Source organism: Kribbella sp. NPDC048837, from assembly GCF_055586945.1.
Genome location: NZ_JBVJHF010000001.1, coordinates 1,611,277 through 1,638,109 on the forward strand (window position 1 = coordinate 1,611,277; position 26,833 = coordinate 1,638,109).

Annotated in this window: 20 protein-coding genes; 12 read left to right on the top strand and 8 right to left on the bottom strand. The window is 64.3% G+C overall.

All coding sequences use genetic code 11. The annotated features are described in order from the left end of the window. The first annotated feature begins 63 nt into the window (after positions 1-63). Both ACZ6O0_RS07415 and ACZ6O0_RS07420 read left to right on the top strand, forming a co-directional pair. Positions 64-249: a hypothetical protein gene (locus ACZ6O0_RS07415; protein ID WP_465763956.1), complete on the top strand. Its 186-nt coding sequence runs from the start codon at positions 64-66 to the stop codon at positions 247-249. 124 nt (positions 250-373) lie between these two features. Next, positions 374-709, top strand: coding sequence for a hypothetical protein (locus tag ACZ6O0_RS07420; protein WP_465763957.1), 336 nt, complete (start codon positions 374-376; stop codon positions 707-709). A gap of 688 nt (positions 710-1,397) precedes the next feature. Here the strand turns inward: ACZ6O0_RS07420 and ACZ6O0_RS07425 are convergent. Continuing rightward, the gene (locus ACZ6O0_RS07425) at positions 1,398-2,450 is read right to left on the bottom strand and encodes an aldo/keto reductase (protein ID WP_465763958.1); all 1,053 of its coding nucleotides are present in this window, start codon (positions 2,448-2,450) and stop codon (positions 1,398-1,400) included. Between the two features lie 342 nt (positions 2,451-2,792). Between ACZ6O0_RS07425 and ACZ6O0_RS07430 the strand changes: the two genes are divergently transcribed. The 9 genes from ACZ6O0_RS07430 (at position 2,793) to ACZ6O0_RS07470 (ending at position 15,051) form a co-directional block, all read left to right on the top strand. Beyond that, a complete protein-coding gene (locus tag ACZ6O0_RS07430) occupies positions 2,793-4,847 on the top strand; it encodes a hydantoinase/oxoprolinase family protein (RefSeq protein ID WP_465763959.1) in 2,055 nt (684 codons plus the stop codon). Next, positions 4,844-6,508: a hydantoinase B/oxoprolinase family protein gene (locus ACZ6O0_RS07435; RefSeq protein WP_465763960.1), complete on the top strand. Its 1,665-nt coding sequence runs from the start codon at positions 4,844-4,846 to the stop codon at positions 6,506-6,508. Before ACZ6O0_RS07430 ends, ACZ6O0_RS07435 begins: the two co-directional genes overlap by 4 nt. 17 nt (positions 6,509-6,525) lie before the next feature. Then, positions 6,526-7,650 carry an N-methyl-L-tryptophan oxidase gene (gene solA, locus ACZ6O0_RS07440; protein WP_465763961.1) on the top strand — a complete coding sequence of 375 codons (1,125 nt, stop codon included), beginning with the start codon at positions 6,526-6,528 and terminating at the stop codon, positions 7,648-7,650. Positions 7,651-7,753: 103 nt separating this feature from the next. Beyond that, complete coding sequence (locus ACZ6O0_RS07445) at positions 7,754-9,346, top strand: ABC transporter substrate-binding protein (protein ID WP_465763962.1); 1,593 nt, start codon at positions 7,754-7,756, stop codon at positions 9,344-9,346. Between the two features lie 18 nt (positions 9,347-9,364). Next, entirely contained in the window at positions 9,365-10,318 is a 954-nt protein-coding gene (locus ACZ6O0_RS07450) for an ABC transporter permease (protein WP_465763963.1), read from the top strand. Between the two features lie 3 nt (positions 10,319-10,321). Then, positions 10,322-11,173, top strand: coding sequence for an ABC transporter permease (locus tag ACZ6O0_RS07455; RefSeq protein ID WP_465763964.1), 852 nt, complete (start codon positions 10,322-10,324; stop codon positions 11,171-11,173). Beyond that, entirely contained in the window at positions 11,166-12,899 is a 1,734-nt protein-coding gene (locus ACZ6O0_RS07460) for an ABC transporter ATP-binding protein (RefSeq protein WP_465763965.1), read from the top strand. Before ACZ6O0_RS07455 ends, ACZ6O0_RS07460 begins: the two co-directional genes overlap by 8 nt. 9 nt (positions 12,900-12,908) lie before the next feature. Continuing rightward, positions 12,909-13,799: a LysR family transcriptional regulator gene (locus ACZ6O0_RS07465; protein ID WP_465763966.1), complete on the top strand. Its 891-nt coding sequence runs from the start codon at positions 12,909-12,911 to the stop codon at positions 13,797-13,799. 511 nt (positions 13,800-14,310) lie between these two features. Then, on the top strand, positions 14,311-15,051 hold the full coding sequence (locus ACZ6O0_RS07470) for an SDR family NAD(P)-dependent oxidoreductase (RefSeq protein WP_465763967.1): 741 nt from the start codon (positions 14,311-14,313) through the stop codon (positions 15,049-15,051). A gap of 329 nt (positions 15,052-15,380) precedes the next feature. On the opposite strand, the gene ACZ6O0_RS07475 is transcribed toward ACZ6O0_RS07470, so the two are convergent. The 5 genes from ACZ6O0_RS07475 to ACZ6O0_RS07495 form a co-directional block, all read right to left on the bottom strand. Further along, positions 15,381-15,749 (bottom strand): PH domain-containing protein, encoded by a 369-nt coding sequence (locus ACZ6O0_RS07475; protein ID WP_465763968.1) that lies wholly within the window; start codon positions 15,747-15,749, stop codon positions 15,381-15,383. Positions 15,750-16,367: 618 nt separating this feature from the next. Next, positions 16,368-16,535: a helix-turn-helix transcriptional regulator gene (locus ACZ6O0_RS07480; RefSeq protein WP_465763969.1), complete on the bottom strand. Its 168-nt coding sequence runs from the start codon at positions 16,533-16,535 to the stop codon at positions 16,368-16,370. Positions 16,536-16,960: 425 nt separating this feature from the next. After that, the gene (locus ACZ6O0_RS07485) at positions 16,961-17,893 is read right to left on the bottom strand and encodes a M78 family metallopeptidase domain-containing protein (protein WP_465763970.1); all 933 of its coding nucleotides are present in this window, start codon (positions 17,891-17,893) and stop codon (positions 16,961-16,963) included. A gap of 31 nt (positions 17,894-17,924) precedes the next feature. Then, positions 17,925-19,184 (bottom strand): hypothetical protein, encoded by a 1,260-nt coding sequence (locus ACZ6O0_RS07490; RefSeq protein WP_465763971.1) that lies wholly within the window; start codon positions 19,182-19,184, stop codon positions 17,925-17,927. A 73-nt stretch (positions 19,185-19,257) separates the two neighbouring features. Further along, a complete protein-coding gene (locus tag ACZ6O0_RS07495; RefSeq protein ID WP_465763972.1) occupies positions 19,258-19,605 on the bottom strand; it encodes a hypothetical protein in 348 nt (115 codons plus the stop codon). Between the two features lie 637 nt (positions 19,606-20,242). Between ACZ6O0_RS07495 and ACZ6O0_RS07500 the strand changes: the two genes are divergently transcribed. Beyond that, entirely contained in the window at positions 20,243-20,467 is a 225-nt protein-coding gene (locus ACZ6O0_RS07500; protein ID WP_465764082.1) for an acyl-CoA-like ligand-binding transcription factor, read from the top strand. A 459-nt stretch (positions 20,468-20,926) separates the two neighbouring features. Here ACZ6O0_RS07500 and ACZ6O0_RS07505 read toward each other — a convergent pair whose 3' ends face one another. Both ACZ6O0_RS07505 and ACZ6O0_RS07510 read right to left on the bottom strand, forming a co-directional pair. Beyond that, positions 20,927-25,165: a DUF7779 domain-containing protein gene (locus tag ACZ6O0_RS07505; RefSeq protein WP_465763973.1), complete on the bottom strand. Its 4,239-nt coding sequence runs from the start codon at positions 25,163-25,165 to the stop codon at positions 20,927-20,929. Further along, positions 25,162-26,586, bottom strand: a complete 1,425-nt coding sequence (locus tag ACZ6O0_RS07510; RefSeq protein WP_465763974.1) for a hypothetical protein — start codon at positions 26,584-26,586, stop codon at positions 25,162-25,164. The genes ACZ6O0_RS07505 and ACZ6O0_RS07510 overlap by 4 nt, the downstream gene beginning before the upstream one ends. Positions 26,587-26,833: the final 247 nt, after the last annotated feature.

Consider the following 26,833-nt stretch of genomic DNA (forward strand, 5'->3'; position numbering starts at 1 on the left):
CGCGACGAGTCTTGGAGCACGCTCGACGAACGCGTCGGGCTGCTCTGATGAAGGGTTCGAGCGATGGACAAGGCAGCTACGACGCCGTCGGTTCGCGTGCGGGTGTGGTTCGCCCAACTATCCATTGTCGACGTCACGACGGAACGCGAAGCCGGTACAGCGTTGGCGCAGGCCATCGGCCGGCGATTCTTCGGCTTGCCGGTCACGCTCGATCCAGTCAGTGAGCCCGCATCGAGACAGGACGCCTGATCGGCAGGCGAGGCCTGTTCCTACAAGCCGGTGGGCGAGCGTTCGGACCTGTCCAGCGCTCGTCCGCCGTACCACTTCCGGGTACGACGACGCCCCGGAGCAACAGACGAACGGGGAACCAACCGTGGCCGCCAGCAACAACCCGACACAGGCGGATCGCCTCCTGTACGGCTACTACCGCGAGCATCTCTTCATGGATGCGCGAGAGAAGGCCGACATCCGCGCACGGATGCAGACCACCGCCGAGCGCCACGGATACTGCCTTGCTAAGGTGTTCGAAGAGAAGATCGAATCGGCGCCAGCAGCTTTGGGCGCTCTGGTCAACGCCGCCGTGACGGATGGTGCCGCCGTCGTGCTACCCGGCCTCGAGCACCTCGCCATCCACGGTAACCCCATCGAGCTCCGCCAGTACCTCGCCGCCGCCATCGCCCGCGACGTACTCATCGCCGAGAACTACTGACCGCGCATCGCAACGCATGCCCAACCCCAACAACCTGCACCGCGAGGAACGCGGAGCTGTGCGGCCCAGGCCGCTCTTATCGCGAGGGCCTACGCGCGGTACTAGGCGTATCCACCGATCGAGAGCTCGGAGTGCGCCCATGAGCACTCCGACCTTCAGCGACGATCACGGCCCGCGGGTCCTTGCATACCGGCTACTCGACGACCTGGTCCAGGTCAGGACGGCTGTGGTTCGGTTGGCTCGGCGATTGGTTCGTTGGTGATGCGCAGGCTGGGAAATCGGCGGGCCATGGCGGCCGCGTAGCGCTGGGCCAAACCTGGTTCGGCGCGGTAGTCGGCGATGGGGTGGTCGCCGAACCAGACACGGACGCGGTGTCGCGATGCTGGCGTCGCTGGGTTAGCGGCGGTCGCCATCACACGCTCCGGACCCCGGCAGTGATCTTGCCGAAGATCGTGGCGTGCGTGAGGGCCCCAGGAATGATCAAGCCGCGTTGACCGGCCATGTCGGCAGTCATACCGGTGCTCCAATCGATGACCCCTGCGGTTGTTGAGAACGGCGGCCGGGCCGCCGCGGTCGATGCCAAAGGGATGAGGTGTGCGTGATTACAGAATCCCGGCCAGGCTGATCAAGTCTGCGGCTGATCGTTATGGGAAGCAGGTCGGGCAACCGCAACTGCCAGGGTTGAGGATCAGCGGGTCGGACGTTTCGGTGCGTGAAGTGCAAGGTCGGCTGGGCTCCAGCGGTCGCCGACCGCCTTGGCCTGGTGCCAGTGTGGATAGATCAGGTCCGGTGCGCTGATCTCGTCCAGGGCATCCACTTCGTCGGCGCTCAGCTTGATATCGACCGAGGCGAGGTTGTCGATGAGTTGCTCTTCGCGGCGGGCGCCGATCACCAGCGTGGTGACGCCGGTCTTGTTGAGCAGGTAGGCCAGTGCCACTTGCGCCGGCGACGCTTGGTGTCCGTCGGCGATTTTGATCAGCAGGTCGATGGTGTCCCAGAGCTTCTCCGGTCTGCGGACCGGTGGCTCGTTCCAGTTCGCGAGCCGTCGTCCTTCGGCTGGTTGCTGGTCGCGCCGGTATTTGCCGGTCAGCAGTCCGCCGGCCAGTGGCGCCCAGGCCATGATGCCAAGCCCTTGGTCGATCGAGAGCGGAATCAGTTCGTACTCGGCGTCGCGGGCTTCGAGTGAGTAGTAGGCCTGGTTGGCTACGAACCGCTGCCAGTGGTGCGTGTCGGAGACCGAGAGCGCCTTCATCAGCTGCCAGCCGGCGAAGTTCGAGACACCGAGGTAGCGGACCTTGCCTGACTTGACCAGCGTGTCCAGGGTCTCGAGGTACTCCTCCATCGGTGTCTGCCCGTCCCATTCGTGGACGTGGTAGATGTCGATGTGATCGGTGCTGAGCCGGGTCAGACTGGCCTCGACCTGTTCCAGGATGTGGTGCCGGGACAGGCCGGCGTCGTTGACGCCCTTCGACATCGGAAACCGTACCTTGGTCGATAGCAGTACCTGGTCGCGGCGACCCTTGATGGCCTTGCCGACCAGCGTTTCGGAGGCTCCCGCGCTGTACAGGTTGGCGGTGTCGATCAGGTTGACGCCGGCATCGAGTGCGATGTCGACCTGGCGGCGCGCGCCGGCCTCGTCCACGGCACCGATTGCATGACCCTGGGTCTGGCCGAAGGTCATCGTCCCCAGCGTGAGTGTCGAGACCCGGAGTCCCGATCTGCCGAGCTGGCGGTATTCCATCACTGTTCTCCGATCGTCCGTGGTGTTTTCAACCCTCGCCGCCGGGGTCCTTAGCCCCAACGCGGCTCCGGCTCAGCCGAGCCCATGAGTTGTTTTTGAGAGGGGGTCAACGGCCTCGTCACGAAGACGGTGGCTCGCGGTGGAGGGACGCATATCGACCCTAGGAGCGACTGCGATCGGCGTCCAATATCAATCGAGAGGTGGGCGATTAGCTCTTGCTTATCGTCGATGAGCCGCAGTGGCGATAAGCATTCTCTAATCCGCACGTTCGTGATTGATATTGGACGCTGATCGTCGGCGGATTCTAGGTTCAGACGAACCCGAGATGAATGGAGAGCCGACGTGAGCTGGCGAGTTGGTGTGGATACCGGTGGCACGTTCACCGATGTCTGTATCTACGATGAGACGACGCGCGAGCTGATCGTCGGAAAGGTGTCGAGCACGCCGCGCGACCCCGGCGCGGCCGTGCGGACGGGCGTCGCCGGCGTTCTAGCTGATCGGGCCGGAGCCGCAGTAGATGAGGTCAGCTATTTCGCACACGGGTCCACGGTGGCGACCAACGCGCTGCTTCAGGAGCGCGGCGTAGCGACCGCGCTGATCACCACCCGCGGCTTCCGCGACCTGCTCGAGCTTGAGCGCCAGCGCAGGCCACGTCTCTATGATTTGGCGGCCCGCAAGAGCACGCCGCTCGCATCGCGTGACTTGAGGTTCGAGGTCGATGAGCGGCTCGACTACCGCGGCGATGTCCTGACCCCGCTCGATGAAGATCAGGTCCGGAGCCACGCGGCGACCATTCGAGAGTCGGGGGTTGCCGCGGTCTCGATCTGCCTCCTGTACTCCTTTCTGAACCCGGCCCACGAGATTCGCATCCGCGACATCCTCCAGGAGGAGCTCGACGGCGTGTTTCTCTCGGTCTCACATGAGGTGCTTCCGGAGTTCCGCGAGTTCGAACGCCTCTCGACCGTCGTGATCAACTCCTACCTCGGCCCGGTCATGGCGGGGTACCTGAGCCGCCTGCGTACCGGGCTTGTCGAGGACGGCCTCACAGTCGACGCAAAGATGACCCAGTCCAACGGCGGGACGATGTCGTTCGAGACTGCGGAGCGTTATCCCGTGCGCACGGTCCTGTCCGGTCCGAGCACCGGTGTCGTTGGCGCTGCCCGACTGTCCTCGGCATCGGGCGTCGACGACATCATCACTTTCGACATGGGTGGAACGTCCTCCGATGTGGCCCTGGTGCGCGATGCGCGCCCGGCACAGGCCAACGGCATGGAGCTCGACGGACGACCGGTGAAGGCGCCCATGCTCGACATCAACACTGTCGGCGCGGGTGGCGGATCGATCGCTTGGGTCGACGAGGGCGGCCACCTCAAGGTCGGGCCGCAAAGCGCGGGCGCGGACCCGGGGCCGGCCTGCTACGGCAAGGGGACCACCCAGCCGACGGTCACCGACGCCAACGTCGTGCTCGGCATCCTCAACCAGACTCACCTGCTCGCCGGCTCGATGCCAATTGACGCCTCGCTTTCGTTTCGTGCGGTCGAAGCGCTCGCCTCGCAGCTCGGCCTGTCCGTTGTCGAGGCAGCGCAGGGGATCATCAGCGTCGTTACCGCGAACATGGCGCGGGCCATTCGTGTGGTCTCGGTGCAAAAGGGGTACAACCCGGCGGACTACGCGCTGGTTTCCTTCGGTGGTGCGGGACCGCTGCACTCTGGGCGTCTCGCGGCCGAGCTCGGCATGCGGCGCACGATCATCCCACAGCGTCCCGGTGCGCTGTCCGCGTTGGGCATGCTGATGACGGATCTGCGCGCCGACTTCACGAAGTCGACGGTCTCAGCCTTCGACGCCGAGCAGCTGTCCGCCGTCCAGTCGCGGCTGCGCGAGCTGCGCGAGCGCGCGGACGGCTGGTTCACCTCTGAGGGCATCGCTGAACCTGACCGCTCGCTTGAGCTCGTGCTCGACTTGCGGTACGCCGGGCAGAACTACGAGCTCCGCGTTGAGGTGCCTGCAGACCTCGCTGATCCCGGCTGGCTGGCCGAGGTGTCGCGACGATTCCATGAAGCGCATCACCAGCGATACGGCTACGCGAATCGTTCCGCGGCCATTGAAGTGGCGACTTACCGGGTCGGCGCGATCGGCGCCGTTCCTGCCGCATCGTTCCCTGCGGAGCCGATCCAAGGACCGGACGCGAGCGCGGCCCTCGTCGGATCGCGGGAGATCTATCTGCCTGAGTACCGGGAGCGGCGCAGCTGCCCGCTCTACGACCGCGACCTGCTGCAGCCCGGAAACGTAGTCGACGGCCCTGCAGTCATCGAACAGTACGACACAACGTCCTTCATCCTTCCGGGCGAGACCGCGCAGGTGGACCAATACCGCCTCATCCTCACGGAGCATTCATGACCACCATCGACCCCACCTTGACCGACGCGCCTACCTCGGTGCAGATCGAAGTCATCGGAAACGCGCTGGAATCGATCTGCGACGAGATGGGTGAGGCCCTCGTCCGTACCTCCTACTCCCCGAACATCAAGGAGCGACGCGACTGCACCACCGGGTTGTTCGACGCCGACGGGGTGTTTCTGGCGCAGGCCGAGCACGTGCCAATGCATCTGGGGTCGCTCATGGGCATCGTGAAGGCAGTTCGGGACCGTTACCCAGTCGAGGACATCCGCGACGGCGACAGTTTCCTTGGCAACGATCCGCACACCGGCGGCGGCACGCACCTTCCCGACATCGTGCTCGTCACCCCGATCTTCGTCGACGGCGTGGTCGCGGCCTGGGCGACCAACTGCGCGCATCACGCGGACTACGCGGAGCGCGGTCACGAGCACATCTTCCAGGAGGGCATCCGGATCCCGGCCACCCGGCTGTTCCGTGACTGGACCTACGAGCGTGACGTGCTTGACGTGGTCCTCATCAACATGCAGGTCCCCGAGGAGCGACTCGCGGACTTCGACGCGCAACTTGCAGCCAATCGCCTCGGCGTCAACCGGTACCGGGAGATCTGTGAGCGCTACGGCCGCGCCGCGGTCGACGCGGCGGGCCGAGAGCTGCTCGATTACACCGAACGCAAGGTACGCGCCGGCATACGGGCAGTTCCGAACGGCAAGTACGCGTTCCGTGACGTGTTCGACACCAATGAGATCGAGGGCACGTTCGAGATCTCGTTGCGCATGACGGTCGAGGACGAACGCATCTTGTTTGCATTCGACGCCCCGCCGCAGGTGCGCGCAAGCTTCAACATGGTTCGCACTGCGCTGCTGTCGACCGTCTACTACGCGGTGAAGGCAGTGGTCGGCCCGGAGATCCCGTCGAACGGCGGATTGGGGAGGGCGCTGGAGGTCGAAGCGCCGCTTGGCTCCATTCTCAATTGCGTCAGCCCTGCCGCAGTCAATGGTCGAATCGATCTGTGTCAGCGGGTGGTCGACCTTGTACTAGGCGCGTTCGCACAGGTCGTCCCGGAACGAGTGATCGCAGCATCCAACGGCGCCGTCACCGGGACGCAGTTCTCGGGGATCGACCCGCGCACCGGTCGCTACTACATCTACCTGGAGACGATCGGCGGCGGTAACGGCGCGGGCGCGTGCTTCGACGGGCTCGACGGCGTGCAGGCGCACATGACCAACACGTCCAATCTTCCGGTCGAAGCGCTCGAGGGCGAGTACCCGCTCCGAGTGCGTGAATACGCACTGGTCGACGGCTCGGCTGGCAACGGAGCACAGCGCGGCGGAATGGGCATCCGCCGCGTCGTCTCGATCGACCACGACGACTGCACCGTCGAAGTCGGCACGAGCCGCCTCACGACCCGCCCCTGGGGTCTGGAAGGCGGAGGACCTGGCCGCTACGCCGAGGTGCGGGCCGACGGGATCCTGGTCGGTGACCGCCGGGTCCTGCGTTTCGGCCGCGGCGGTGAGTTGTCGGTGGAAACCGCGGGAGGCGGTGGGTTCGGCGATCCGGCCAACCGCAATCTCGAAGGGTTCGAGCGCGACCTCCTCGAGGGTCGGATCGATCAGGAAACTGGCCTTGTCGTGTACGGCCGGAAGCAAAGGGACCAGAAATGACCCCGAAGGACGCTGATGTGGCGATCGTCGGTGCCGGTGCCTGGGGTGCGTCCGCGCTCTGGCGGCTCGCCGAACGCGGTGTGAGCGCCGTCGCGTTTGACGCGCAGACCGTCCCGAACGTCTACGGATCGACCCACGGCCACACCCGTCTGTTCCGCGTTGCCTGCCACGAGCACGTTGACCTGACGCCGGTAGCCCGGCGTGCCTGTGACCTGTGGCGCGAGCTGGAGACCAAGCAGCACGCCGACCTGCTCCGCCAGTCGGGCCTGCTGTCAATCGGACCGGAGGGCGGTCGCGCCATCCGCAACGGTACCGCGGCCACCGAGCTCGCCGGGGTCGAGGTCACGCGTCTCACCATCGACGAACTGCGCGAGCGCTACCCCCAGCACGCCAATCTCGGCGACAACTACATCGGTCTGCTCGACCACGAGGCGGGCTATGTGCGCGCCGAACATGCGATGACCGCGACTGCGGCCCAGGCCCGTGCCCTAGGCGGGACCTTGTTCGAGGGCACCAGAGTGCTCGACGTTGTCGAGGACGGAGACGGGATGCTGGTGCGTACGGCCGACCGAGATTTCCGGGTCGGCCAGGTCATCCTTGCCGGCGGCGCGTGGATGTCGAAGATGCAGGAGGTCGTCGACCTCAAGCCGGTGCGTGCGCCGCTGCTCTGGTGGGAGCCGCGCGAGAACCCTGAGGAGTTCACTGTCGAGAACTTCCCGGCCTTCATCCGTCACTACGACGACGAGAACACGCTGTGGGGCCACGGCTCCACAGCCGAGGCACCCGTGAAGCTCGGTGCCTCGCAAGACCGTCTGGCTCGCATGTATGTAGATCCCGACACCGTGCTGCGGGGGATGCGTCCACGCGTGGACTGGATGACGCTCGCCGATGTGCTGCCCACTGCGGTGCCAGGCCTTGAGTCCACCCCAGTGATCGCGCAACCGTGCATGCTCACCGAGAGTCCCGACGGACAATTCGTCGTGGGCCGCCACCCCGACCGGCCGCGCGTCGTCATCGCGGGTGGAGACCACGGACACGGGTTCAAGCATGCCCCTGCCATTGGGGAGCTGCTCGCCCAGATCGTCCTCGGGGAGACCGTATTCACCGACGTCGGCTTCATGCGACCCGACCGATTCCGCTGATCAAATCCGGGCGCGCACGGTGGGGAGTGAAGCGCCATGAGATCCGGAACGCCCGTTCCGGCCTCGTCTCGGCGAGGACATCCCATCCATTGGAGGTCATGTCATGCACCGCTTCGCCACACCGCGTCCGCGGCGATGTCGGCACCGGACGCGTCTGCTCGCGCCGATCGTCACCGTCAGCGTCGTCAGTGCCCTTCTCTCGGCCTGCTCCTCGGGTCCCGGCTCGTCCGATCAGTCGGCAGCCGCCGCGCCCTCGGCGAAGCAGATCCTCAAAGTCGGTCTGTCGGGCGAACCGCAGCCCGTTGTAGCCGGCGCCGACATCGCCGCGGTTGGGGCCTCGCTCGAAGCGCTCATCGCGCGAGGTCTGATGCAGTGGGACAAGGACGGCAAGGTCGTCCCGGCCCTCGCCAAGACGGCCAAGGCCCTCAACACGAAGACATATCAGTTCACACTGCGTAGCGATCTGAAGTTCAACGACGGCTCGCCGCTCACCGCTGGCAATGTGAAGAACACGCTGCTGTACCTCGGCCAGTCCAAGAACGCGGCGCGCACTCGCAAGGGCATGTCGAACATCGACACCATCGACGCGGCGGGGGATCAGGTCACCGTCCACCTCAAGACCGGCGACCCGGACTTCCTGCAGTACCTCGCCGACCCCTCCGCCTTCATCGCCCCGGACTCCTCGCTGGCCGGCGGCGTGACCGCCTACGTCGGCGACGGGCCGTTCACGGTGAAGGACAACCAGAAGGGCGTCAAGATGACGCTCGTCAAGAACCCGAATTTCTACGACGCCTCGTCGGTGAAGCTCCAGGAGATCGAGCTGATCTACTACCCGGACGGCCAGGCGCGTACGAATGCCATCGCCTCCGGCGATGTCGATCTCATCGACTTCGTACCGTGGAACAGCTTCGCGACCATCAAGCGCACCCCGGGCATCTCACTCGATGCCGTCCCCGGACCGATGATGGATCTCGAATTCAACGTGACGCACGGTCCGTTCGCGAACCCGCTCGTGCGGCAGGCGGTGGCCTACGCCGTCAACCGGGACAACGTGGTCAAGGCCGCCTTCTTCGGCAACGCGAAGCCGACCTCCGGCATCCCCCTCGACTCGACGAGCCCGTACTACACGGAGGCCAATCAGCACCTGTGGTCGTACGATCCGGAGAAGGCCAAGCAGTTGCTGACCCAGGCCGGCTACCCGAACGGGTTCTCGACGACTCTGCTGACCACGAGCCAGTACACCTTCCACCAAGACACGGCACTGAGCGTCCAGGCTGACCTCAAGAAGATCGGTATCGACGTGACGCTGAAGAGTCCGGACTGGGCGACCCGCCAGAAGGATTCGACCAGCGGTGCCTACGAGATCAAGGTCAACGGATGGGGCGGCATCGTCACGAGTCCGGCGTACATCGAGGCAATGCTCGGCGGGCCCAACGTGGCCAAGAGCTTCGATTACCAGAACGTCGATCTCAACGCCGCGCTCGGCCAGGGCCGCACCGGCGTGACCGAGGCTGATCGCAAGGCCGGATACGCGAAGGCGTTTGACCTCATCCAGACCGATGTCCCGTTCGTCCCCCTCGTACAGCGCAACCAGGGCTTCGCGTTCCACAACAACGTGAAGGGCTTCAACACCATCCCTGGTTTCGCGAGCTTCTACTCCTTTTACACCGTCGCCTCGACCTTCATCGCAGGCTGACCCTTCCCAGGACCTCACATGGCTTCGTTCATCCTGAAACGCCTCGCCATCGGGCTCGGTCTCGTCTACCTCGTGCTGACGCTGATCTTCCTGGTGCTGCGCACCGTTCCCGGCGACCCGGCCCAGCTCCTCGCCTCTGGCGGACAGTTGGGCCAGGCGACCCCCGAGGCGGTCGCGCAAATGCGCGAGCAGCTCGGGCTAAACCGGCCGGTGATTGTCCAGTACGGCGCCTATCTCCTCGGAGTGGTGACCGGCAACCTCGGCGATTCGTTCCAGTATCACCAGCCTGTTCTGGGCGTGATACTGGAACGACTCCCAAACACCCTCGAGCTGGTGGGATTCGCTTCGCTGATCGGGATCGCGTTCGGCATCGTTCTCGGGTCGCTCGCGGCGCGGCGGGGCGGCTTCCTCGACACCGCCATCGCCGCGGTGACGAGTCTCGCGGTCTCGATTCCCGTGTATGTGTTCGCGGTGATCTTCATCTACGTGTTCTCGCTGCGATTGCGGTGGTTCTCTGCCGGCGGGTTCGTCTCGTGGGCGGATCCCGCCGATCACCTGAAAGGTCTCGTACTTCCGGGGGTGTGCCTCGCCATCCCATTCGCCGCGATCATCGCCCGCATGACCAGATCCAGTGTGCTCGAGACCCAGCAGCAGGACTGGGTGCGCACGGCCCGCTCGTGGGGACTGGCGCCGAAGACGGTCTTCAGAAGCCACATCCTGCGCAACGCGCTGACCCCGGTGACGACGGCAATCGGTCTCGAGATCGGCATCATGCTCGGCTCCACCGTGCTGGTGGAGAGCATCTTCGCCTACCCCGGCATGAGCGCTTTGCTTGTGCAGGCCATCAACTCCCGGGACTATCCGATTGTGCAGGGCGTTGTCATCACGCTCGCGACACTGTTCATCCTGCTGAACATCGGCGTCGACTCGCTGTATGGCGTGCTCGACCCGCGTTCACGGAAGAGGGGCTGAGCAATGCGTGTCTCCCTCGTGGCTCTGCGCCAAGCCTTCACTCCGCTCCGCTACGCAGCAGGCGCATATCTGCTCGTTCTCGTTGTTCTGGCGATCGCCGCGCCCGCGCTCGGGCGCGATCCGATCGCACAGGACATCTCGGCCTCGATGGGCGCGATCGGCGCCAACGGGCACCTGCTGGGCACCGACCAGCTCGGCCGGGACACCCTCGCGCGCATCCTGTTCGGTGCGCGCACCGAGCTCGTCATCGCGATCGGCGCGACCACGGTCGGCGCCGTGCTCGGTATCGCGCTGGGCCTGCTCGGCGGGTACTTCCGCCGCTACTCCGAGCTGATCACGATGCGGATTGTGGCCGACGTGCTTCTGGCATTCCCGCCGGTCGTGCTCGCGCTGCTCATCGTGTCGATCTACGGCCCGGGTCCAGTGACGCTCATCGTGGTCATGGGGGTGCTGTTCTCACCGACCTTCGCTCGCCTCACCTACGGGCAGACGCTCACGGTCAAGAACGCCGAATACATCGACGCGGCGCGGGCCTACGGGGCGTCGCAGCCCACGATCGTGTTCGCCGTCATCCTGCCGAACATCCTCGCGCCCCTCATCGTGCAGTTCTCGCTCGTGATGGCGCTGTCGATCCTCCTGGAGTCGGGACTCAGCTACCTCGGGCTCGGGGTCGTGCCGCCCGCCCCATCGTGGGGATCGATGGTGGCCGACGGCCAGCGCTACATGGAGACCGATCTCAATGTGATCCTCATCCCGAGCATCGTGATCGTGCTCACGATCCTCTCCTTCAGCCTTCTCGGCGACATGCTGCGGGACTGGCTGGACCCTCGAGGAAGGCGACAGACCAATGACTGATGCTCCGCTTTTGCGCGTTCGGGATCTGTCGGTGTCGTTTCGCACCGGCAAGACTTGGCGTGACGTAACCGACCGGGTCTCCTTCGACGTCGCTGCTGGCGAGACGCTCGCGGTCGTCGGCGAGTCAGGTTCCGGCAAATCGGTGACGGCCATGTCGATCATGGACCTGCTTCCATCGAACGCTCGACGCACGGGCATGATCGAGCTCAACGGGGAGGATCTCCTGCGTGCGGCTCCGGCGCGCATGCGGCAGCTGCGCGGCACCGCGGTCGCGATGGTCTTCCAGGAGCCGATGACAGCGCTCAACCCAGTGCACACCATCGGCACGCTGCTCGGCCAAGCGATCACCAGTCACCAGCCGGCGAATGGCGAAAAGCGCCGCCGGCGCAGCCTTGAGCTGCTCAATCTGGTGCGCCTCCCCGACCCGGAGCGGCGGATGCGGCAGTACCCGCATCAACTTTCCGGCGGCCAGCGACAGCGCGCAATGATTGCCATGGCCCTCGCTGGCGATCCGCAACTGCTCATCGCCGACGAGCCGACCACAGCACTTGACGTCACGGCGCAAGCCGGCATCCTCGACCTACTGCTCGATCTACAAGCCCGCCTCGGCACCTCGATCCTCATGATTACGCACGACATGGGCGTGGTCGCTGACATCGCAGATCGCGTCGTCGTGATGGACGGCGGAGCTGTCGTCGAGCAGGCGAACGCAGTCGACCTGTTCGAGCGCCCCCAGGCCGACTACACCCAGCGGCTGCTTGCGGCGGTTCCGCACCTCGGTCGCGGCGAGATCATGCAGTCGCCGCCGACCGCGGGCGTTGCGACCATCGAGCACTGCCCGGCGCTAGAGCCGACATCGTCTGTCCTGACAGCCGAGGACCCGGCCCTCGACCCGGCATCATCGGTCCTGACAGTCGACGGCCTCACGATCGACTACCCCGGCCTCTTCGGCGCGCGAGCGTTCCGCGCCGTCGATGACGTGACCTTCGCCGTGGGAGCCGGCCAGTCGCTCGGACTTGTGGGCGAGTCGGGGTCGGGGAAGACGACGATCGGTCGTGCCGTTCTCGGCCTCGTGCCCGTCACGCATGGCTCGATCAAGATCGCGGGCGTCGACGTGACTAGAATGCGGCGTGCGCAGGAGCATGAGCTTCGAAGGAGCGCGGCGATCATCTTTCAGGACCCCGCGTCGTCGCTCAACCCGCGCGCCACTGTCGCTGACAGCGTCAGCGCGCCGTTGCGCTGGAATCACGTCGAGCGCGATCGGCGCGCGCGCCTATCGCGTGTGCTCGAGCTCCTCGACCAGGTACGGCTGCCAGGATCGTTCGCTGACCGGCTACCTCACGAGCTGTCAGGCGGCCAGCGCCAGCGTGTCGGAATCGCGCGCGCCCTCGCGTTACGCCCGAAGCTCCTGATCGCCGACGAGCCAACCTCCGCACTGGACGTCTCGGTGCAGGCTTCCGTGCTCGAGCTCCTGCTAGAGCTCCGCGCGGAACTCGGCTTCGCCTGTCTCTTCATCAGCCACGACCTGTCGGTGGTGGAGCAGCTCGCGCACCATGTGCTAGTCCTCAAAGACGGACACGTGGTCGAACATGCTGACACCCGCCGAATCCTGCATGACCCGCAGGAGGAGTACACGCAACGGCTGGTCGCGGCGATCCCGGTCCCTGACCCCTCCGAGCAACGCGCACGTCGGGTCACCCGTCAGACGCTCACTCTCGCAGATTAGCCTCGGCTTATGGAGACACGACGTCTTGAGTACTTCGTCGTCCTCACGTCTGAGCGGCATTTCGGTAAGGCGGCGGCACGGCTGCACATTTCGCAGTCGGCGCTGTCGCAGCAGATCATGCGGCTTGAGCGTGATCTCGGTATACAGCTGATCGACCGCTCCGCCGCCGGGTTCGAGCTCACCCCGGAAGGCGAACGGGTTCTTCGCCAGTGCCGGGCGGTGCTCGAGCGGATGAACGAGCTGGCCGGGCTGTCATCCGACGCGAGCGCTGGACGGATCGGCCGACTCCGGATCGCAATCCCGCATTCGATGCTTTACAGCCAAGTGCCGAGCGCGATTCGGCGGTATCGCCGGGAGCAGCCGGATGTGGAGGTTGAACTCCGGATCACACCAGTGCCCGAGGTCCACGAGATGCTCCGGCTCGCGCAGATCGAGGTCGGGTTTTCGTACACCCCTCCACACAGAGACGAGATAGCGTTCCGGGAGGTCTACCGTGATCCGTATCTGGTCGTGCTGCCCGCTGATCACCCGCTCGCGGACGCAGCGCACATCGAACTCGCCCAGATCAAGGACGAGACTCTCCTGCTTTCGCCTCGGCGCAACTCTCCGGAGGCGTACGACGCGATCATCGGCGCGTGCGTGGACAACGGCTTCTCGGCGCACGACACCGCCCTCGAGAATTCCTCGCTCATCGATCAGGTCGGCCTGGTCGCCGCCGGCATGGGGGTCGCGCTCCTCCCACAGCGTCTCGGACGGGTCAAGATCCCCGACGTCCGCCTAGTACCCCTCGTCGGTTCCGACCTGGAGTCTCGCTTCTTCTTGTGCTGGAATCACGCCGTCGCGAGTCCGGCCAGAGACGCATTCAGAAGCCTTGCGGCTCGTGTGCTAGCCGCAGGCTGACGCACTCAGATGGCGCCGATTCGCCCGCCGTTGATCGGGAGCGTGCCCAGGCCCGGACTGTTCGGCTCCACGGCGGCGGTCGGGTAGCTCATCGAGCACATTTGGGCTGCTCGAGAGCGGAGATCGCACGCTCGAAGCGCCTGCCTTCCCGTCGAGACGATACGCCGCTTCGGCCGAGACAATTAAGAGAAATCGGAGCGTAATTGACGCTAGGGAAGTCGGCCACATTCCGTGCGACTTATATGCGCAATGCGACGGTAAATTATCTTCCACCGTCTTGTTCTGCGGTATAAGCAAGTTTCCGATCGAACGATTACTGATTCTTATTGGACGCAGAAGACAGTAAATCCGTATGCTCGTCGAGAACCGGCAAGCAATGACCCGACGGAGGGCATGACGTGAGGTACAACAGTCTCGGCCGCAGTGGCCTGCTCGTCTCTGAGGTCGATGCCGAGCACAGCCTGATCGAGCAGGACCTATGACAGTCCGAACACCGCACCTAACGAACCCGTTGGATGCGACCGGCCGCACCGCCCTGATCGTAGGCGGGACGGCCGGCATAGGTCTCGCCGCGGCGAAGCTTCTGGTTGAGCTCGGCGCAACCGTGTTCGTCGCAGGCCGGAGCGAAGAACAGGGCCTCAAGGCGGCGTGCGAGATCGGCGCCACATATGTCAGAGCAGATGTCGTCGACACCGAGTCGGTCGACTCCGCGGTGGCGACCGTGGTTGAGCGTGCGGGCCGGCTCGACTGGTCAGTTCATTCGGCCGCGGTTGGGCTGAACCGCCCGACCGAGGAGATGTCGGACGCTGAGTTCGCGCATGTCTTGGATGTCAATGTAGTCGGCGTATTCCGCTGCTGCCGAGCCGTCGGGCGTGTAATGCTCGCGCAGGGAAGTGGGTCGATCGTCAACATCGCCTCGATGTCCGCATACATCGTGAACCACCCCCAGCGTCTGTCGGCCTACACCACCTCGAAGGCGGCGGTCCTGCACTACACCCGCTCTCTCGCTGTCGAGTGGGGCGATCGTGGCGTCCGCGTCAACTCGGTCTCGCCCGGCTACACCGAAACCGCGATGAACGAGCTCAGCCGGAACACACCGGGTCGCCTCGAATCCTGGTACTCCTCGACACCCCTCGGCAGGATCGCGCAACCGAGCGACATCGCCGGAGCCATTGCGTATCTGCTCTCCGACGCGAGCTCGTTTGCGACTGGGACCGACATCGTTGTGGACGGAGGTTACCGGCTCTGGTAGTTCGGTCCTGTCGAGTTCGCGAAACCGATCCCAGGCCGCGCGATATCAGCCGATTGCACTACGCCTGACCGAATGCCGTGTCGGTCAGTTCTCGCCGGTCATGCCCCTAGCTACCCGGCAGGTGGATCGCAGACTGGTGACCTTCCCACGATTGTGCATGGGAACAACAGAACACTGCGCCGGCGAGTATCTCTGCGCCTTCGCCCATCTATCGTGTACAGCGTTCTCGCAGCTGGCGTCCTACCGCTCGTCGGCAATCAGCTCCAGGCAGAGCGTGGTGCCGGTGCGGGGAAGCCCGGCGACCGGGCGGCGCCGTGGCGCTGCCTGGGTCACTGCATGATGTTCCACAGAATCACGTTGTGGACATGAGAGGCCTTGTCCTGACCACGCAGCTGTACCTCGTGGGTCGTCCCACCGGCCTGCAGCGCGATCGTGCTCGACGAGGCGAACTTGCCGAGCATCGATTTGTCGGACACGTAGGAGACTGACTGCACCTTCGCGTACGGGATGCTCGTCAGCGCCGTCTTCTTGCCGACGAACGAGTTGTCCTGAATGATCACCCACTTGTTCGTCAGTCCGATAAACCCGGTGCCGGCGCCGATCGCGTCGTACACGGCCACGACGACCTCACCCTGCAGAAGCCCCGCCACGATCTTGTCGAACTGCTCCTGCTTGTCATACACAGGCTGCTGGTTCACGACTCCCCCTGAGTTCCTGCGTCACCGATACCAGGTCGGCCCCCGGCCTGCTGTGCCCAGGCTATCGACCGACTCCCTCCTGCACAGTGGCGGAACGGTCGATCGGTGGGTACGCGGCGCGCAAGTACCCGGTTAGTCGATCACGTGCCCAGATCTGGCCCGCTCGCGACCCGGCACGCCGCCGTCAAGTCGCGGCAGCTGGTCGTCGCCGCACCGGCGTCGTACGTTCCTTCGATTTGCTCGCCAGGAGCGTGCGAGGCGAGTACGGGTGGCGGGACGCACCCGCGGATCTGTCAATGAAATCCAGTCATATTCGGGCAGGTCTGATAGCGCAGACAGTCCGGCTGACAGGCATTCAGCCTGGAGACACGCCAGCGTGCGGCGAGCCTCACGATTGTAGAGCGGTGGTCAGGGCTGCCAGGGGTCGCTAGCAGCAGCGAGGCGCCCAATCGAGGCAGCCGCGCCCGGGGGCCCTGAAGTGCGGTTGCTACCTCGATGGAGTTGGAGTGGGATCAATGGCTGGCGTTGGATGATCGTCGGGGCGGCACCGCCGATGCGGGTGTCAGTCTCAGCCTCATCGTTCCGCGTGGGTGTGCAGGACTCCGATTTGATCTGCGATCAGTTCGACCTGTCGTCGAGGAGGTGGTCGTCGAGGCTGGCGAACCAACCGATGACATCGCTCGAGCGGTAACGGAGGTGCCTGCCGATGCGTTTGCCGGGCGGACCGTATCCCAGGGTCCGCCAGCGGTACAGGGTCCGCTTGGGCACATTCAGGTACGTCGCCACCCTGTCGACGTCCCACAGAGGATCTGAATCAGGCGCCGCGGACATCTGGCACCTCCGCCGGCGGGGTTGTCCGACCATCGCCATCTCGAGTGGGCGCGGCAGCCCGCGCTCGGCGATCGCGGTTCGTCTTGATCACTCGACGGAGTTCGGAGACCGACCAACCGAGGATCTCGGCTGCTGCACCGGCAGATCCGCACACTCTGGCCAGTTCGGCCGCCTCCGCGTAGGACATCGCCTCAGCGCTGGCGACACGTTCGTCGTACCGCGCTATCGCGTTGGCCTTGGCCTCGATGGCCCGGTCCAGCGAGGCTTGGGCTCTGATCGTGCGGGCAGTCGCCGCCTCGATCCTTGCTTGTCTTCGCCGGGCTCGTTGTAGTGCGGCGACCCTCTCGCTGGCTCCCATCGCTTGCTCACCTCCTCACGAGTCACAGCGTCGGGCCATCCATGAAGGGAGCTAGGAAGGCCGAGTCGAGCGGCCGCGCGGCGACCGGCGATAGAGGCGTCGGGTTGGCCTTCAGGTACTTGCCTGTGGAATCGATGAGGTGCCTCGCGGTGTTCACCACGCGCGCGCCGGTCGCCTTGATCACACTCGCAGGATCATCCGGGGTGACCAACGCCGCCCAACCTGCGACGTAGTCGAACGACGACGTCTCGATAGTGAGGCCATGATGCGCAAGCACGATGTATGCCACCGACTCGGCCTCCACCTCACGCACTCCCCTGCACATCAGACTCCCTGCACCTCGCACGTCTGCTGCCGAGTGCAAGCGCATGTGTCCGATCTCGTGCGCCAGTCGCGCGACAGCCGCGAAGTCGTCCAGGTGATCGGCGACCACGATCTGTTTGGCGTCGTAGTCGGTGAATCCTTCGGATGGATTCTCGGTGGGACGCACGTCGATCGTGAAACCGTCCGCAGACACCTCTCGTACCAACGCATCCCACAGGCCGCTCGGAACCCTGCGACTTCCAGGAGCGGGTGTGCGAGGCAAATGGATCGGCGGTCCGACCGTGTCTGTGACGTCGTAGACGTTCGCCACTCGGAACCCGATCACGTCATTCTGAACCGCGCCGTCTCCCGCCGAGCTGCGGTCCGCCGTCTTGGAGCGCCTCGGCTCCAGAATCCTGATCGCACGCTGCTTCATTACCCGCCGGCCCAGCGACTCCCAGGCGTGAGCACGCGCGACCCAGTTGGCGTGCGGCATCTGCAAGTTGATGAGAACGACGTTCCCGAATCCAAATCTTGGGAACAACGCCGCCGCGTCCAGCCATCTGGCCCAGTCCGATCCCGCCCTCAGCTTGCGGACCTCGGCCTCGAGTACTTGATGAAGGGCCTCAGCGCTCACCCGTTCATTGCCCATAGCAACCTCCCGAAGATCGACCGGCAACAGCTCAACGGTCGAGCCCCGTAGGTTCCTGTCCTGGATCTGTGATCCAGGTGTTGTCCGTGCCGGTTCGAGGCAATCTGCTCGACTCGATGTACGGCGGAGGGATCCGGATGGGCTCCTCGCCGGCAGGGCGCGACTGCCCTGACGTCCCGGCCAGGCGGCGAGCGATGTCGGATACCTCGGTCAGCTGGTCGACGCTCCAGGCCAACGCCGCCGTCAAATCGTCGAAGCAGGTCGCGAAGTTCGTGCGGACCCATCGGGCCTGCAACGGTCTCGAGCCTCCGCCAGGACGGCGTAGATAGAGCAGATCGAGTTTCGCGACGTCACGTCGCGGAACGAAGATGCGGCCGTGCAGGATCAGCCCAGCCACTGCGTATTGCTGACTTCTGGCCACTTGCTCAGCAGCGGACACGAGTTCGTCCAGAGCGTCCAGCAGCCCCGCAGCGGCGCGCTGACTGCTTATCAGCTCCCGCGGCTGCAGTAGACGTCCGTCAAGCCGAACCACACCATCCAGCTCAGCCCGAAGATCGAGGAACGCAATCTCGCCTGGTGTATTGCTCTGTCCACTCATGTCGGAAACCCGGCGCCGCCAGCTCTCGCCGATTCTGACTGCGCCAGCGTCGAACTCGCGCAGGCCAGCCTTGAGCATCCTGAGATCGACCTGCTGCGTTGCGTCGAGACCGGCTGCCGGAGCGGCCAGGAGATGGTCGGCGAGATGCCACGCGTACCCACCGACAGTGCGCAGTTGCGCCGTAGTTGAGCGGAGATCCCGGGTCAGCAGAGTGAGCGGCGGTGTGGTGCTGTGCGAACGTCCCCACCTCACAGCGTTGGTCGCAATCCACGACAGCCCGTCGACCGGGGCCGGAGGTCCGCCTGTCGTGAGACCGCCGAGGCCTCCGAGTCCAGAGCGGCGTACGTCGGACAGGGCAATCGACTCGAGCTCCTCCATCACTGTCAGCAGGTGGAGGTATCCCGATGTCTTGGTGCGGCTCTCACGCAGTACTGCTCTCGCACCGATCAGCGCGATCCCAGCGAGTTCCGCCCTGGCCGCAAGCAGGTCGTCCTGATCGTCGAACGCAGCCGCCGTCCTCGGATCCTGAGCCGCGAGGAGATCGCCGCCTGCCCCGATTGCCCGAGCCAGGCGGCCCAACGAGCTGTCGGACAGTTCGGCACCCCCGATTGGTTGCCTCACGGTCTTCAGCCGGCCTCGCAACCAACGAAGGTGGCTGACCGTAGTAGCCAGCACGTTCTGCCAGTCAGCCATCAGCTCTGCTCGATCTCGATACGTACTGCGATGCACGTTCACTGCCATCCGCCGGGCAGTGCGGAGCAGGTCCTCATACGTCGCGCGCATCTCGAACCATCCGGATGTCCGCGGCAGCAGTCCGCAACGCGTCTCCTAGTGCGAGCCGCCAGCTGAGCTCCTCGATCGGCACATCGAGCCTGTCGGCTGCCAGGGCGGCCTCGTCGAGCAGCTCCGCCGGCTCGGCGCCGAGGTCGCCGTCGTACAACCCGTACGGTGTGATGTCGAGCAACTCGCACAGCCGATACCTGCTGAACGCCGTCATGGCCCATCGGCCGTCGACCGCCTTGGACTCCAATACCTCGACAATTGCCTCAGCCCTCGTGACCAGGTCGACCACCTGACGGCGCACGTCGTCGTTGGTGGGCAGGTTGTTGTTCACGCTGATTCCTTCCGTCGCAGCTAGAACCACCACATGGCCCGGAAGAACGCAGTCGCGGAACCTACTGATGCGACGCACGCCTTGATTGCCGGAGGCATCTGGACCACGGCCTACTCAACGGATGCCGTGGACAACTTTTCGACCAGTGGACCACGCAATCTGAGGGCCACCACGACGCGACCGCGTCAGACGACGGACACCTCGGACCGTCGCGTATCGACCGAGCAACCGACAACTCTCACTGCATCCAGATCGGCAGGTGGACGGAAGCCGCCGATCAGCACACAACGGAGCTTGCGGACCGGCCGCGTGGGAGGGTACCTGAAACCGCGTTCCGTGGAAGGCTCGGCGGTGAAACGGCGCTGGCCTCTGAGGGGTCCCAGAGAAGACGGTGTAGATCTCTGTCGTGCTCGGCCAGCTGGCCGGCTGAATCTGTCGATCTCGTGCCTGACCTGCGATTTTGTTGTTCATCGGCACGCGGTGTTGATCGACGCTCGAAGTACTCATGGCTCGGCCCTTGCACGAGGCACCTTGGGCCTCCCTTCGCAGGACACTCGATCCCCTGATCGAGCGCTACAGCCCCGGGGACGAACGCACCCGGCGCCTCATCCGTCTCGTCCTGACGACGCCTGCGTAGATCGCACGACACCGAGAGAAGAACGCCCGCTGGCAGGAGCTTCTGCGCCGCGAACTCGCACGCCGCCTTGGATCTGACCCCGTCGACGCGTCCGACCCGCGCGCGAGTGCGCTGGTTGCCGCCGCGATGGCCTGCGTTGAGGCGACGCTGATCGCCTGGGCGTCGAGCGATCAATCGCAGCCACTCTCCGAGACACTCGACCGCGCCATGGGCGCAGTCGGCTGACGGAACGCATTGATCCGCACGCTGACAAGCGAGTTGCTCCACACTCATCAGGCGCATGGCGCTCAGTAGATGCCGACGAGCGAGCCATGGATCAGAGGAAGAGGTACGACCAACTGCAGCGTATCCAACAGAATCCGAAGCGGGTATCCCGAGGTCGCCGGCGGGAACAACAGCGCGACCGCCAACACTACGAGACGACCCCACCTTGCGTGATCGCTGGTGTCAGCTCTCAGCCAGGCGAAGCCTCGGGCTTCTGGTCATTGCCAGCGTGACAACCGCGACTAAGAGGTAGCGTCTCCCGGGGCGCTGGCAGCCCTTCTGCCGCGGCGATTCGCGCCTTTGCCCAGCCTCGACTTGATCCGACGCCGAGGACGGCGAGTCGACCTGCTCAGACATGGGCAGCCGATGTCGGAATGGCGGCTGTCCGAGGGGAGAGCGATCTGGCAGCTCTGACATCCCTCATTCGGTGACTTGAGAGCGATCGTAGGCAAGTCGCAACCGCCTCAGCCTGTCAGACGCGAACCGGCCGACAAGAATCGTGCTGCACCCATCCACGACGGCCCGAGTTAGGATCTTGTCGCTGTCAATGCAATCAAGGTCCCGAATGACCGCAGCTATTCCAACGCCGACATCTGGACCATGCGTCACGATGAACTGGATCAATTCGCGACCACGTGGCAGTCGAAGGACGTCGTCGGCGTCGTCGATCCCAAACACGATCCCAGGTCGCTCCGCGGTGGGATTCGGTGCGCTCTCCGACGCCTCCCGGGCCACGATTATCCTCACGGCCGCCTCAAGGTTTCTAATCGCGTCCGCGACGTTGGTTGCGATCCACGCTCTAGACACCACAGCATCTTCCCACAACCGATCGAATCCGTGCTCATTACGAGGATCGCACGGGAATGCACAGAACACCCCAGAATTCATAGACTCCCAAAGTACGACACGCAGGAAGTTGGACTTCCCACTGCCGCTGTCGCCCACGATCCAGACATGATCTACAGTGCCGGCTACCGGATCGTGCAGCCGGATCCGCCAATTGCTGCCGGTAATGGCTCGGCCGACCCGTATCGTGCCGGATGCCACGTCGTACGAGTTCCCACCGGGATGCCGGATGGTACTGTCGAAGGCGGTCGCCACGGTGCGGGCCCGGACAATTGTCTCGGTGACGGAGATACCGGTCAGACCTGCGAGCTCCACCGCCAGTACTAACTCGACGCCGACGAGGTCAGCGAGTATGCGCGCTGTTCCTTCGTGATCCAGTTGTGCCAGGATCTGATTCAGTTCCGGGTGCCAACCGTTGCTCAGGCAGTGAAGGACACCGCGCGTCAGCACCGTATCGACGCCGTCGTCATGATGGGTGCGTATCAAGGCATCGTTGTACCTGTTCCGTATGACTTCGATCGTTTCGCCTGTCAACTCACAGAGTTGGTAGGACACCGTGTCGATCATCCGCCAGGCACCGAGTAGGTGGTCGAGGAAGTCCTGCGGTTTGCTGGCCGGTTCGCGCAGCGCCTCTTCGACATCCCGCGGGGGCGGCACGCGGTTGAGAACCAACTCTTCAAGGAAGGCAGCATGTGTGGTCGTAGCGCGCACCCAATCCATGACAAAGTGCGCGCCGTCTTCACTCGCCGCGACGTCGTGCAGTTCTGCATCCGGCAGAACCTGCTGCGTCGAGGGCAGATCGAAGTGCCGACACCGCTCTGGCCTTCGCCGAGGTCTGGCCGGCGCGGACAACGAGCTCGACAGGCTTTCATCTGGTTTCAGTCCGCGCCTGCGGATGCTCTGCAACTCCGCAAGCGGTGCGGCGTCTCGAATGTTTCTAGCCATGGCCTCGACGTTTCCCGGCAGCTTCCTCCGATGCCTGCGGACGAGGCGCTTCGCCTCAGAGGCAAACCTGTGGTACTCGGCGACGTGACCGTTCTGCGCCGCGTGGACTGCCTTCAGCGTGCTGACGCGGATGCTAATCCGATCGCGGTCTGTTTGTGCCCAATCGACGTCGGCGACCTGAGCGTCTATGTCTCGCAAAAGCCTCACAACAAGCCCGTTGATATCACGATAAGGAAATCCCGTCACTTCATCGATACACTCGGCGGTCATACCTAAGGCGAGTTCAATGGTCTCATCTACCTCGTATGCCGGGTCGATTCCTGGAATATCAGACACAATCTGCTTGAACTCTTGGAAGTGCCGCCATGCCGCGTCGATCGCGCCATCCCGCCCGTGTGCTTCAGCCAAAGCCATGTGCGCAGTGGCGGCAACGTCCGGTTCACGATGATTGCTGTCTGTCAGAGCAAGCAGCCGTTCGGCGCATTCCTGAAACTCTGACCTAGTGCCATTTTCCGAACTCATTGTGCGCGCTATCACGACAAGGCAGGTGGCACGCACCAACGCAGCTCTGCGCGTCGGCTCGGGCAGAGATCTTGCCTTTTCGAACTGGGCACGAACATCGTCCTGACCGGGAGCCAAATGGGCGTCCACCCGGCATTGGAGCGCCAAACACTCCACTAACGCTTCGAAATGCTCTGGGAGCATCCGGTGAATTTCATGGACGCGACGTGCCCTCGCCAGACTCGACCGAGCAGCCTGGGCGTCAGCGTCAGTCAGTTGAACATGAGCCAGATTGGTCAGCGTGCGTCCACGTCGAATTGCGATGTGCGGGTCGTAGTCACCTGGAGGTATGAGCTCGAGCGCCCGCGTGACAAGTCGCCGGGCGTCAGTGAGATCGCCTTGCATGTTCGCGATCGATGCCGCATTGGACAGCATCGCCGTAGTCGTCTGCCAACTCTCCCCTCCCCGATCCCGAAGGCGTTCCGCTAGCGTGATCGCGTGCAGGCGCAGCGCCGAACCGGTCACCACGTCCAGAGCTGCAATGCAGCCGACCATCAGGTCAGTGACGGCTAACTCCACGGCGAGCAAGGTAGCTCTGAGCTGATCTGGCCGCGTGCCGAGCTCGGCACGAACGACGTCCTGCACCACACGGTGCACGCGGACCCAGTCCCGCTCCGCATTGTCCTGCCAGCGGTCGATGAGCGAGAACTCTGTTAATGCCGCCACTGCGGCATTGAACGTGTTGCGGTTCGAATCGAGGATCCCCACCGGGATCCGGTCGGGGTGCACGACGCTGGCGCGCCCGAGCACGGCAAGCGCGTCACCCGGAGAACTGCCGTCTCGCGAACGCAGTCGCTGGAGCGCAAGATTTACTGCCGCCACAGCGGTACGTGGATAGTCATCCAGCCGCAATAGCGGGAAGCTCAGCGCGTCAAGTCTACGGACCTCGTCATCCAGACTCGTGAGAAAGTCGCGGATCGACTCCTGTGAACTACGCAGGTAGCTCGTCGCCGTAACAAGACTTAGCGCGAAGCCATCCAATGCACCACACAACGCGTCGGCATCTGAGTCAGCGAGGCTCTCGTCTGCAAGTCTTCGCTGGATGAGCACACGTCCCTGTCTTGCCGTGAGCGCGCCAACTGTGACGACAGACTGCGTGCTGTGCCAGCCACTGTTCCGCGACGTGATCAGCACGACCCCATAGCCGGAGGCTGGCAGCAGCGACGCAATCGCATCGGCCGCTGTCGCGTTGTCAATGATGAGCAGCCACGATTGTGAGCATCCGGCCAAGGCCTCCGCCACCGCGGCTGCCGCATCCGCCAACGACCTGTGCGGACCGCGCCGGATCGCAAAGCCCTTGCTCTGAAGCCAAGCCGTGAATCGCTGCAACTCCTCAAGAAGCACATCCCCGGTCGTTGTCGTCTCGCCGTCTCCGTCAGCAGTGAGTTGGTAAATCCAGTCGAACTCGGCCGCGTTGTCCAGTGCATACTGCTGCGCCAAAGTGGTCTTGCCGATACCAGCGGGACCGGTCAGCACACAGGTGCGGACCCGTCCGTCCCCCGTGTGACTCCCACTCTCCACCGAGAGATGGCTCGCCAATTCCTCGAGCAGTCCGTCCCGCCGAACCGCGCGATCGCGATCGATGAGCCCGATCGGTACTCCCCACCGACTTGCGAGCCCCGCCTCCAGATCTGCCTGCGATGCACCGACGGCGTCCAGGAACTCCTGTCTGTGCAGCGTACGGCCCGCGACGTTGCCGGCTTCCGACTTGTCCATGGCAAGCCCAAGCAGGTAGGCACGCAGCAGTTCTGCCGGCTGCGTGCCTACTCCAGAACCCGCGACCAACCGACTCTCACGGAGCCGATTCCGCACCACGTCGCGAAGCTCGGACGCACCGTAAGGGCGGACTCTTACCGTCGACCGCCGGAGCGCGTCCAGGATCCCTGCGTCCGGCTTCCGTGTGGCCGTCAACTCTTCTACGGTTTGCGCCAGATTCTCGTCGGTAAGGCTGCCAGCCTGATCGAGCAAGTCGATGAACTGTTGCGCCCTGGAGCTGAACCTCCCATTCGCAACCAGTTCCAGCCGCGCAGATCCGCGAGATTGCGGCTCCATCGACGTGAGAAGCACGAGGAGTTCGGACGGCGACCACGCTCTCGGTCCCCAACGACTCTTGACCTGGACAAGGACCCTGTCATCGACACCGATCCGGCCGTTCAACTCGAAGTCGACTTTCTCGGCATCTGGGTGCCCCTCGACCACGATGCTCTCGACGCCTTGGTCATCCGAACCGCACCACAGCTCCAGCGCGGTCAAGATGATGACGTGATACTGAAAGCGGTAGCCGGCCAGGCCGAACTCACCGCTCATGACGTGCGCCTCGTGGTCTGATCGCCAGCGCTACGCCGGCGCCATGGCCAGCTCGAGCGCCGCCGATTCTCGTTCCATGGGATCTCGGCCACGGCGACCATGCCAGCTCGCCGGGCACTCATGAGCTCGGACTCACGGTCGATATCAGCGTAAGTCCTCTGCCTATCCGGAGTTCGCACTCCGACGAAGATCCCATAGAGCACTCGGACCACTCGACTGGTTCTCGCGGCGGCAAGCCATTCGTCGTCGACCGATAGCTCAGCGCGGGCCCAGATGCCACCCTCGTCCCACAGCTCAAGGCCGTCCGACGTACGCCTCACGGACCAGGATGGCAGCCGTGGAACGTCGGTGAAGTCCGGTAAGAATCGTCCGAAGCCGACACTGATGATTCCTTCTGCCTGAGCTTCGAACGTCATCGGCCCGCGGGTCTGAACGCCGACTCCGGACCGTGGTTCGAAGAGGACAACCGGGAGATCTCCGCCGCCTGTCGCCGGCGTCGCGCACGGCAATACCCTCGCATCGGTGGCGACATCCGAGAGCGTCCTCTTGATCCTTGCAAGGTCCAACGATTGCAATGGCTCAGCAGCGTCCGAATGGTTTGATGCCGCTGCGTCCGTGTTTTCCAACTGAACCTCGTCCAGTCGCACATCGCGTTCGGCATCGTCGTCGCCAAGCGCGAAGTAGAAGTCTCCGTTGCGCTCGACTACAAACTCGGCGCTACCGACCTTGTCCAGGAGCATGTGCAGACGTGGATACGGCACCCTACGCACTCGCTGCGCGGTACGCCCAACACGCAGCAGAGTCAGCGCGTGACTTGCCAGGTTTACTCCGGCTCGCCGATACCGCTCGTTATCCGCCGCGGCAAGTGACGAGGGCACGAGGTCCCGGTACTCAGAATCAGTCAGCGTATACAGCAGGAGGTGATCGTCCCTCGCCACAGGCAGCACGGTGCCCGCTTTAAGGGGACCATGGTCAGTAGCCCACGCCGTCATGCTTGCCGCTGCCAGCCGTCCCACTACCGGCGTGCACGTGTAACCCGCTGCCAAGAACTGGCCGACAGCCGCGTCCACGATCCGGCCAGACTGCGACAGCCACAAGAAGCAGTGCCCGTCAAGAACTCCGTCATCCCAGCGCGGGTCTGCACGCCCATGCTCTCTCAACTGATCCTCTGCAGGACTCTTGACTGACAATGTCGCAGTATAAACGTCAGATTCAATACCGAATTGCTGATAAGCATGATGAAGCGCCATCGATCCTTCAACTGAAGAATTCATCGGCAGTCTCACGAGTTGGTCGAGCCACAATAGTGGGAGCAACATCTCGATCAACAAACCCGGATCGATCTCCTCGTTGCACAGCAACTCTGGCACCTGCAAGTCGGCCGATGACGCCGCCGACGGCTTCGCACGCCGCTCGCGCATCGCACCGCGGCTCTCGCGGGACCGAGCCACCCCATCCCGACGCCGTTTGGATCCGTTCCTCCCTGAGTTCGACATAGACCGCAGGCTACGCGGCGTCACCGACAATTCACGCTCATATGCCGAACCCCAGTGCTGCTTGCTCGCGTCAGAACTCCCGCGAGTCTTGAAGGGCGGCGTCTGAGGTGGATCTGGCCGGCAGCACGATGTCATTGAATAACACAGCAGAGTCTCGGGTTCGCGCGGTACC

What these genes read in the sequence shown, in the direction of transcription:
- ACZ6O0_RS07415 (WP_465763956.1), top strand. Translation starts at nt 64, where the DNA reads ATGGACAAGGCAGCTACGACGCCGTCGGTTCGCGTGCGGGTGTGGTTC.
- ACZ6O0_RS07425 (WP_465763958.1), bottom strand. Translation starts at nt 2,450, where the DNA reads ATGGAATACCGCCAGCTCGGCAGATCGGGACTCCGGGTCTCGACACTC.
- ACZ6O0_RS07435 (WP_465763960.1), top strand. Translation starts at nt 4,844, where the DNA reads ATGACCACCATCGACCCCACCTTGACCGACGCGCCTACCTCGGTGCAG.
- ACZ6O0_RS07445 (WP_465763962.1), top strand. Translation starts at nt 7,754, where the DNA reads ATGCACCGCTTCGCCACACCGCGTCCGCGGCGATGTCGGCACCGGACG.
- ACZ6O0_RS07450 (WP_465763963.1), top strand. Translation starts at nt 9,365, where the DNA reads ATGGCTTCGTTCATCCTGAAACGCCTCGCCATCGGGCTCGGTCTCGTC.
- ACZ6O0_RS07455 (WP_465763964.1), top strand. Translation starts at nt 10,322, where the DNA reads ATGCGTGTCTCCCTCGTGGCTCTGCGCCAAGCCTTCACTCCGCTCCGC.
- ACZ6O0_RS07460 (WP_465763965.1), top strand. Translation starts at nt 11,166, where the DNA reads ATGACTGATGCTCCGCTTTTGCGCGTTCGGGATCTGTCGGTGTCGTTT.
- ACZ6O0_RS07465 (WP_465763966.1), top strand. Translation starts at nt 12,909, where the DNA reads ATGGAGACACGACGTCTTGAGTACTTCGTCGTCCTCACGTCTGAGCGG.
- ACZ6O0_RS07485 (WP_465763970.1), bottom strand. Translation starts at nt 17,893, where the DNA reads ATGGGCAATGAACGGGTGAGCGCTGAGGCCCTTCATCAAGTACTCGAG.
- ACZ6O0_RS07490 (WP_465763971.1), bottom strand. Translation starts at nt 19,184, where the DNA reads ATGGCTGACTGGCAGAACGTGCTGGCTACTACGGTCAGCCACCTTCGT.
- ACZ6O0_RS07505 (WP_465763973.1), bottom strand. Translation starts at nt 25,165, where the DNA reads ATGAGCGGTGAGTTCGGCCTGGCCGGCTACCGCTTTCAGTATCACGTC.
- ACZ6O0_RS07510 (WP_465763974.1), bottom strand. Translation starts at nt 26,586, where the DNA reads ATGCGCGAGCGGCGTGCGAAGCCGTCGGCGGCGTCATCGGCCGACTTG.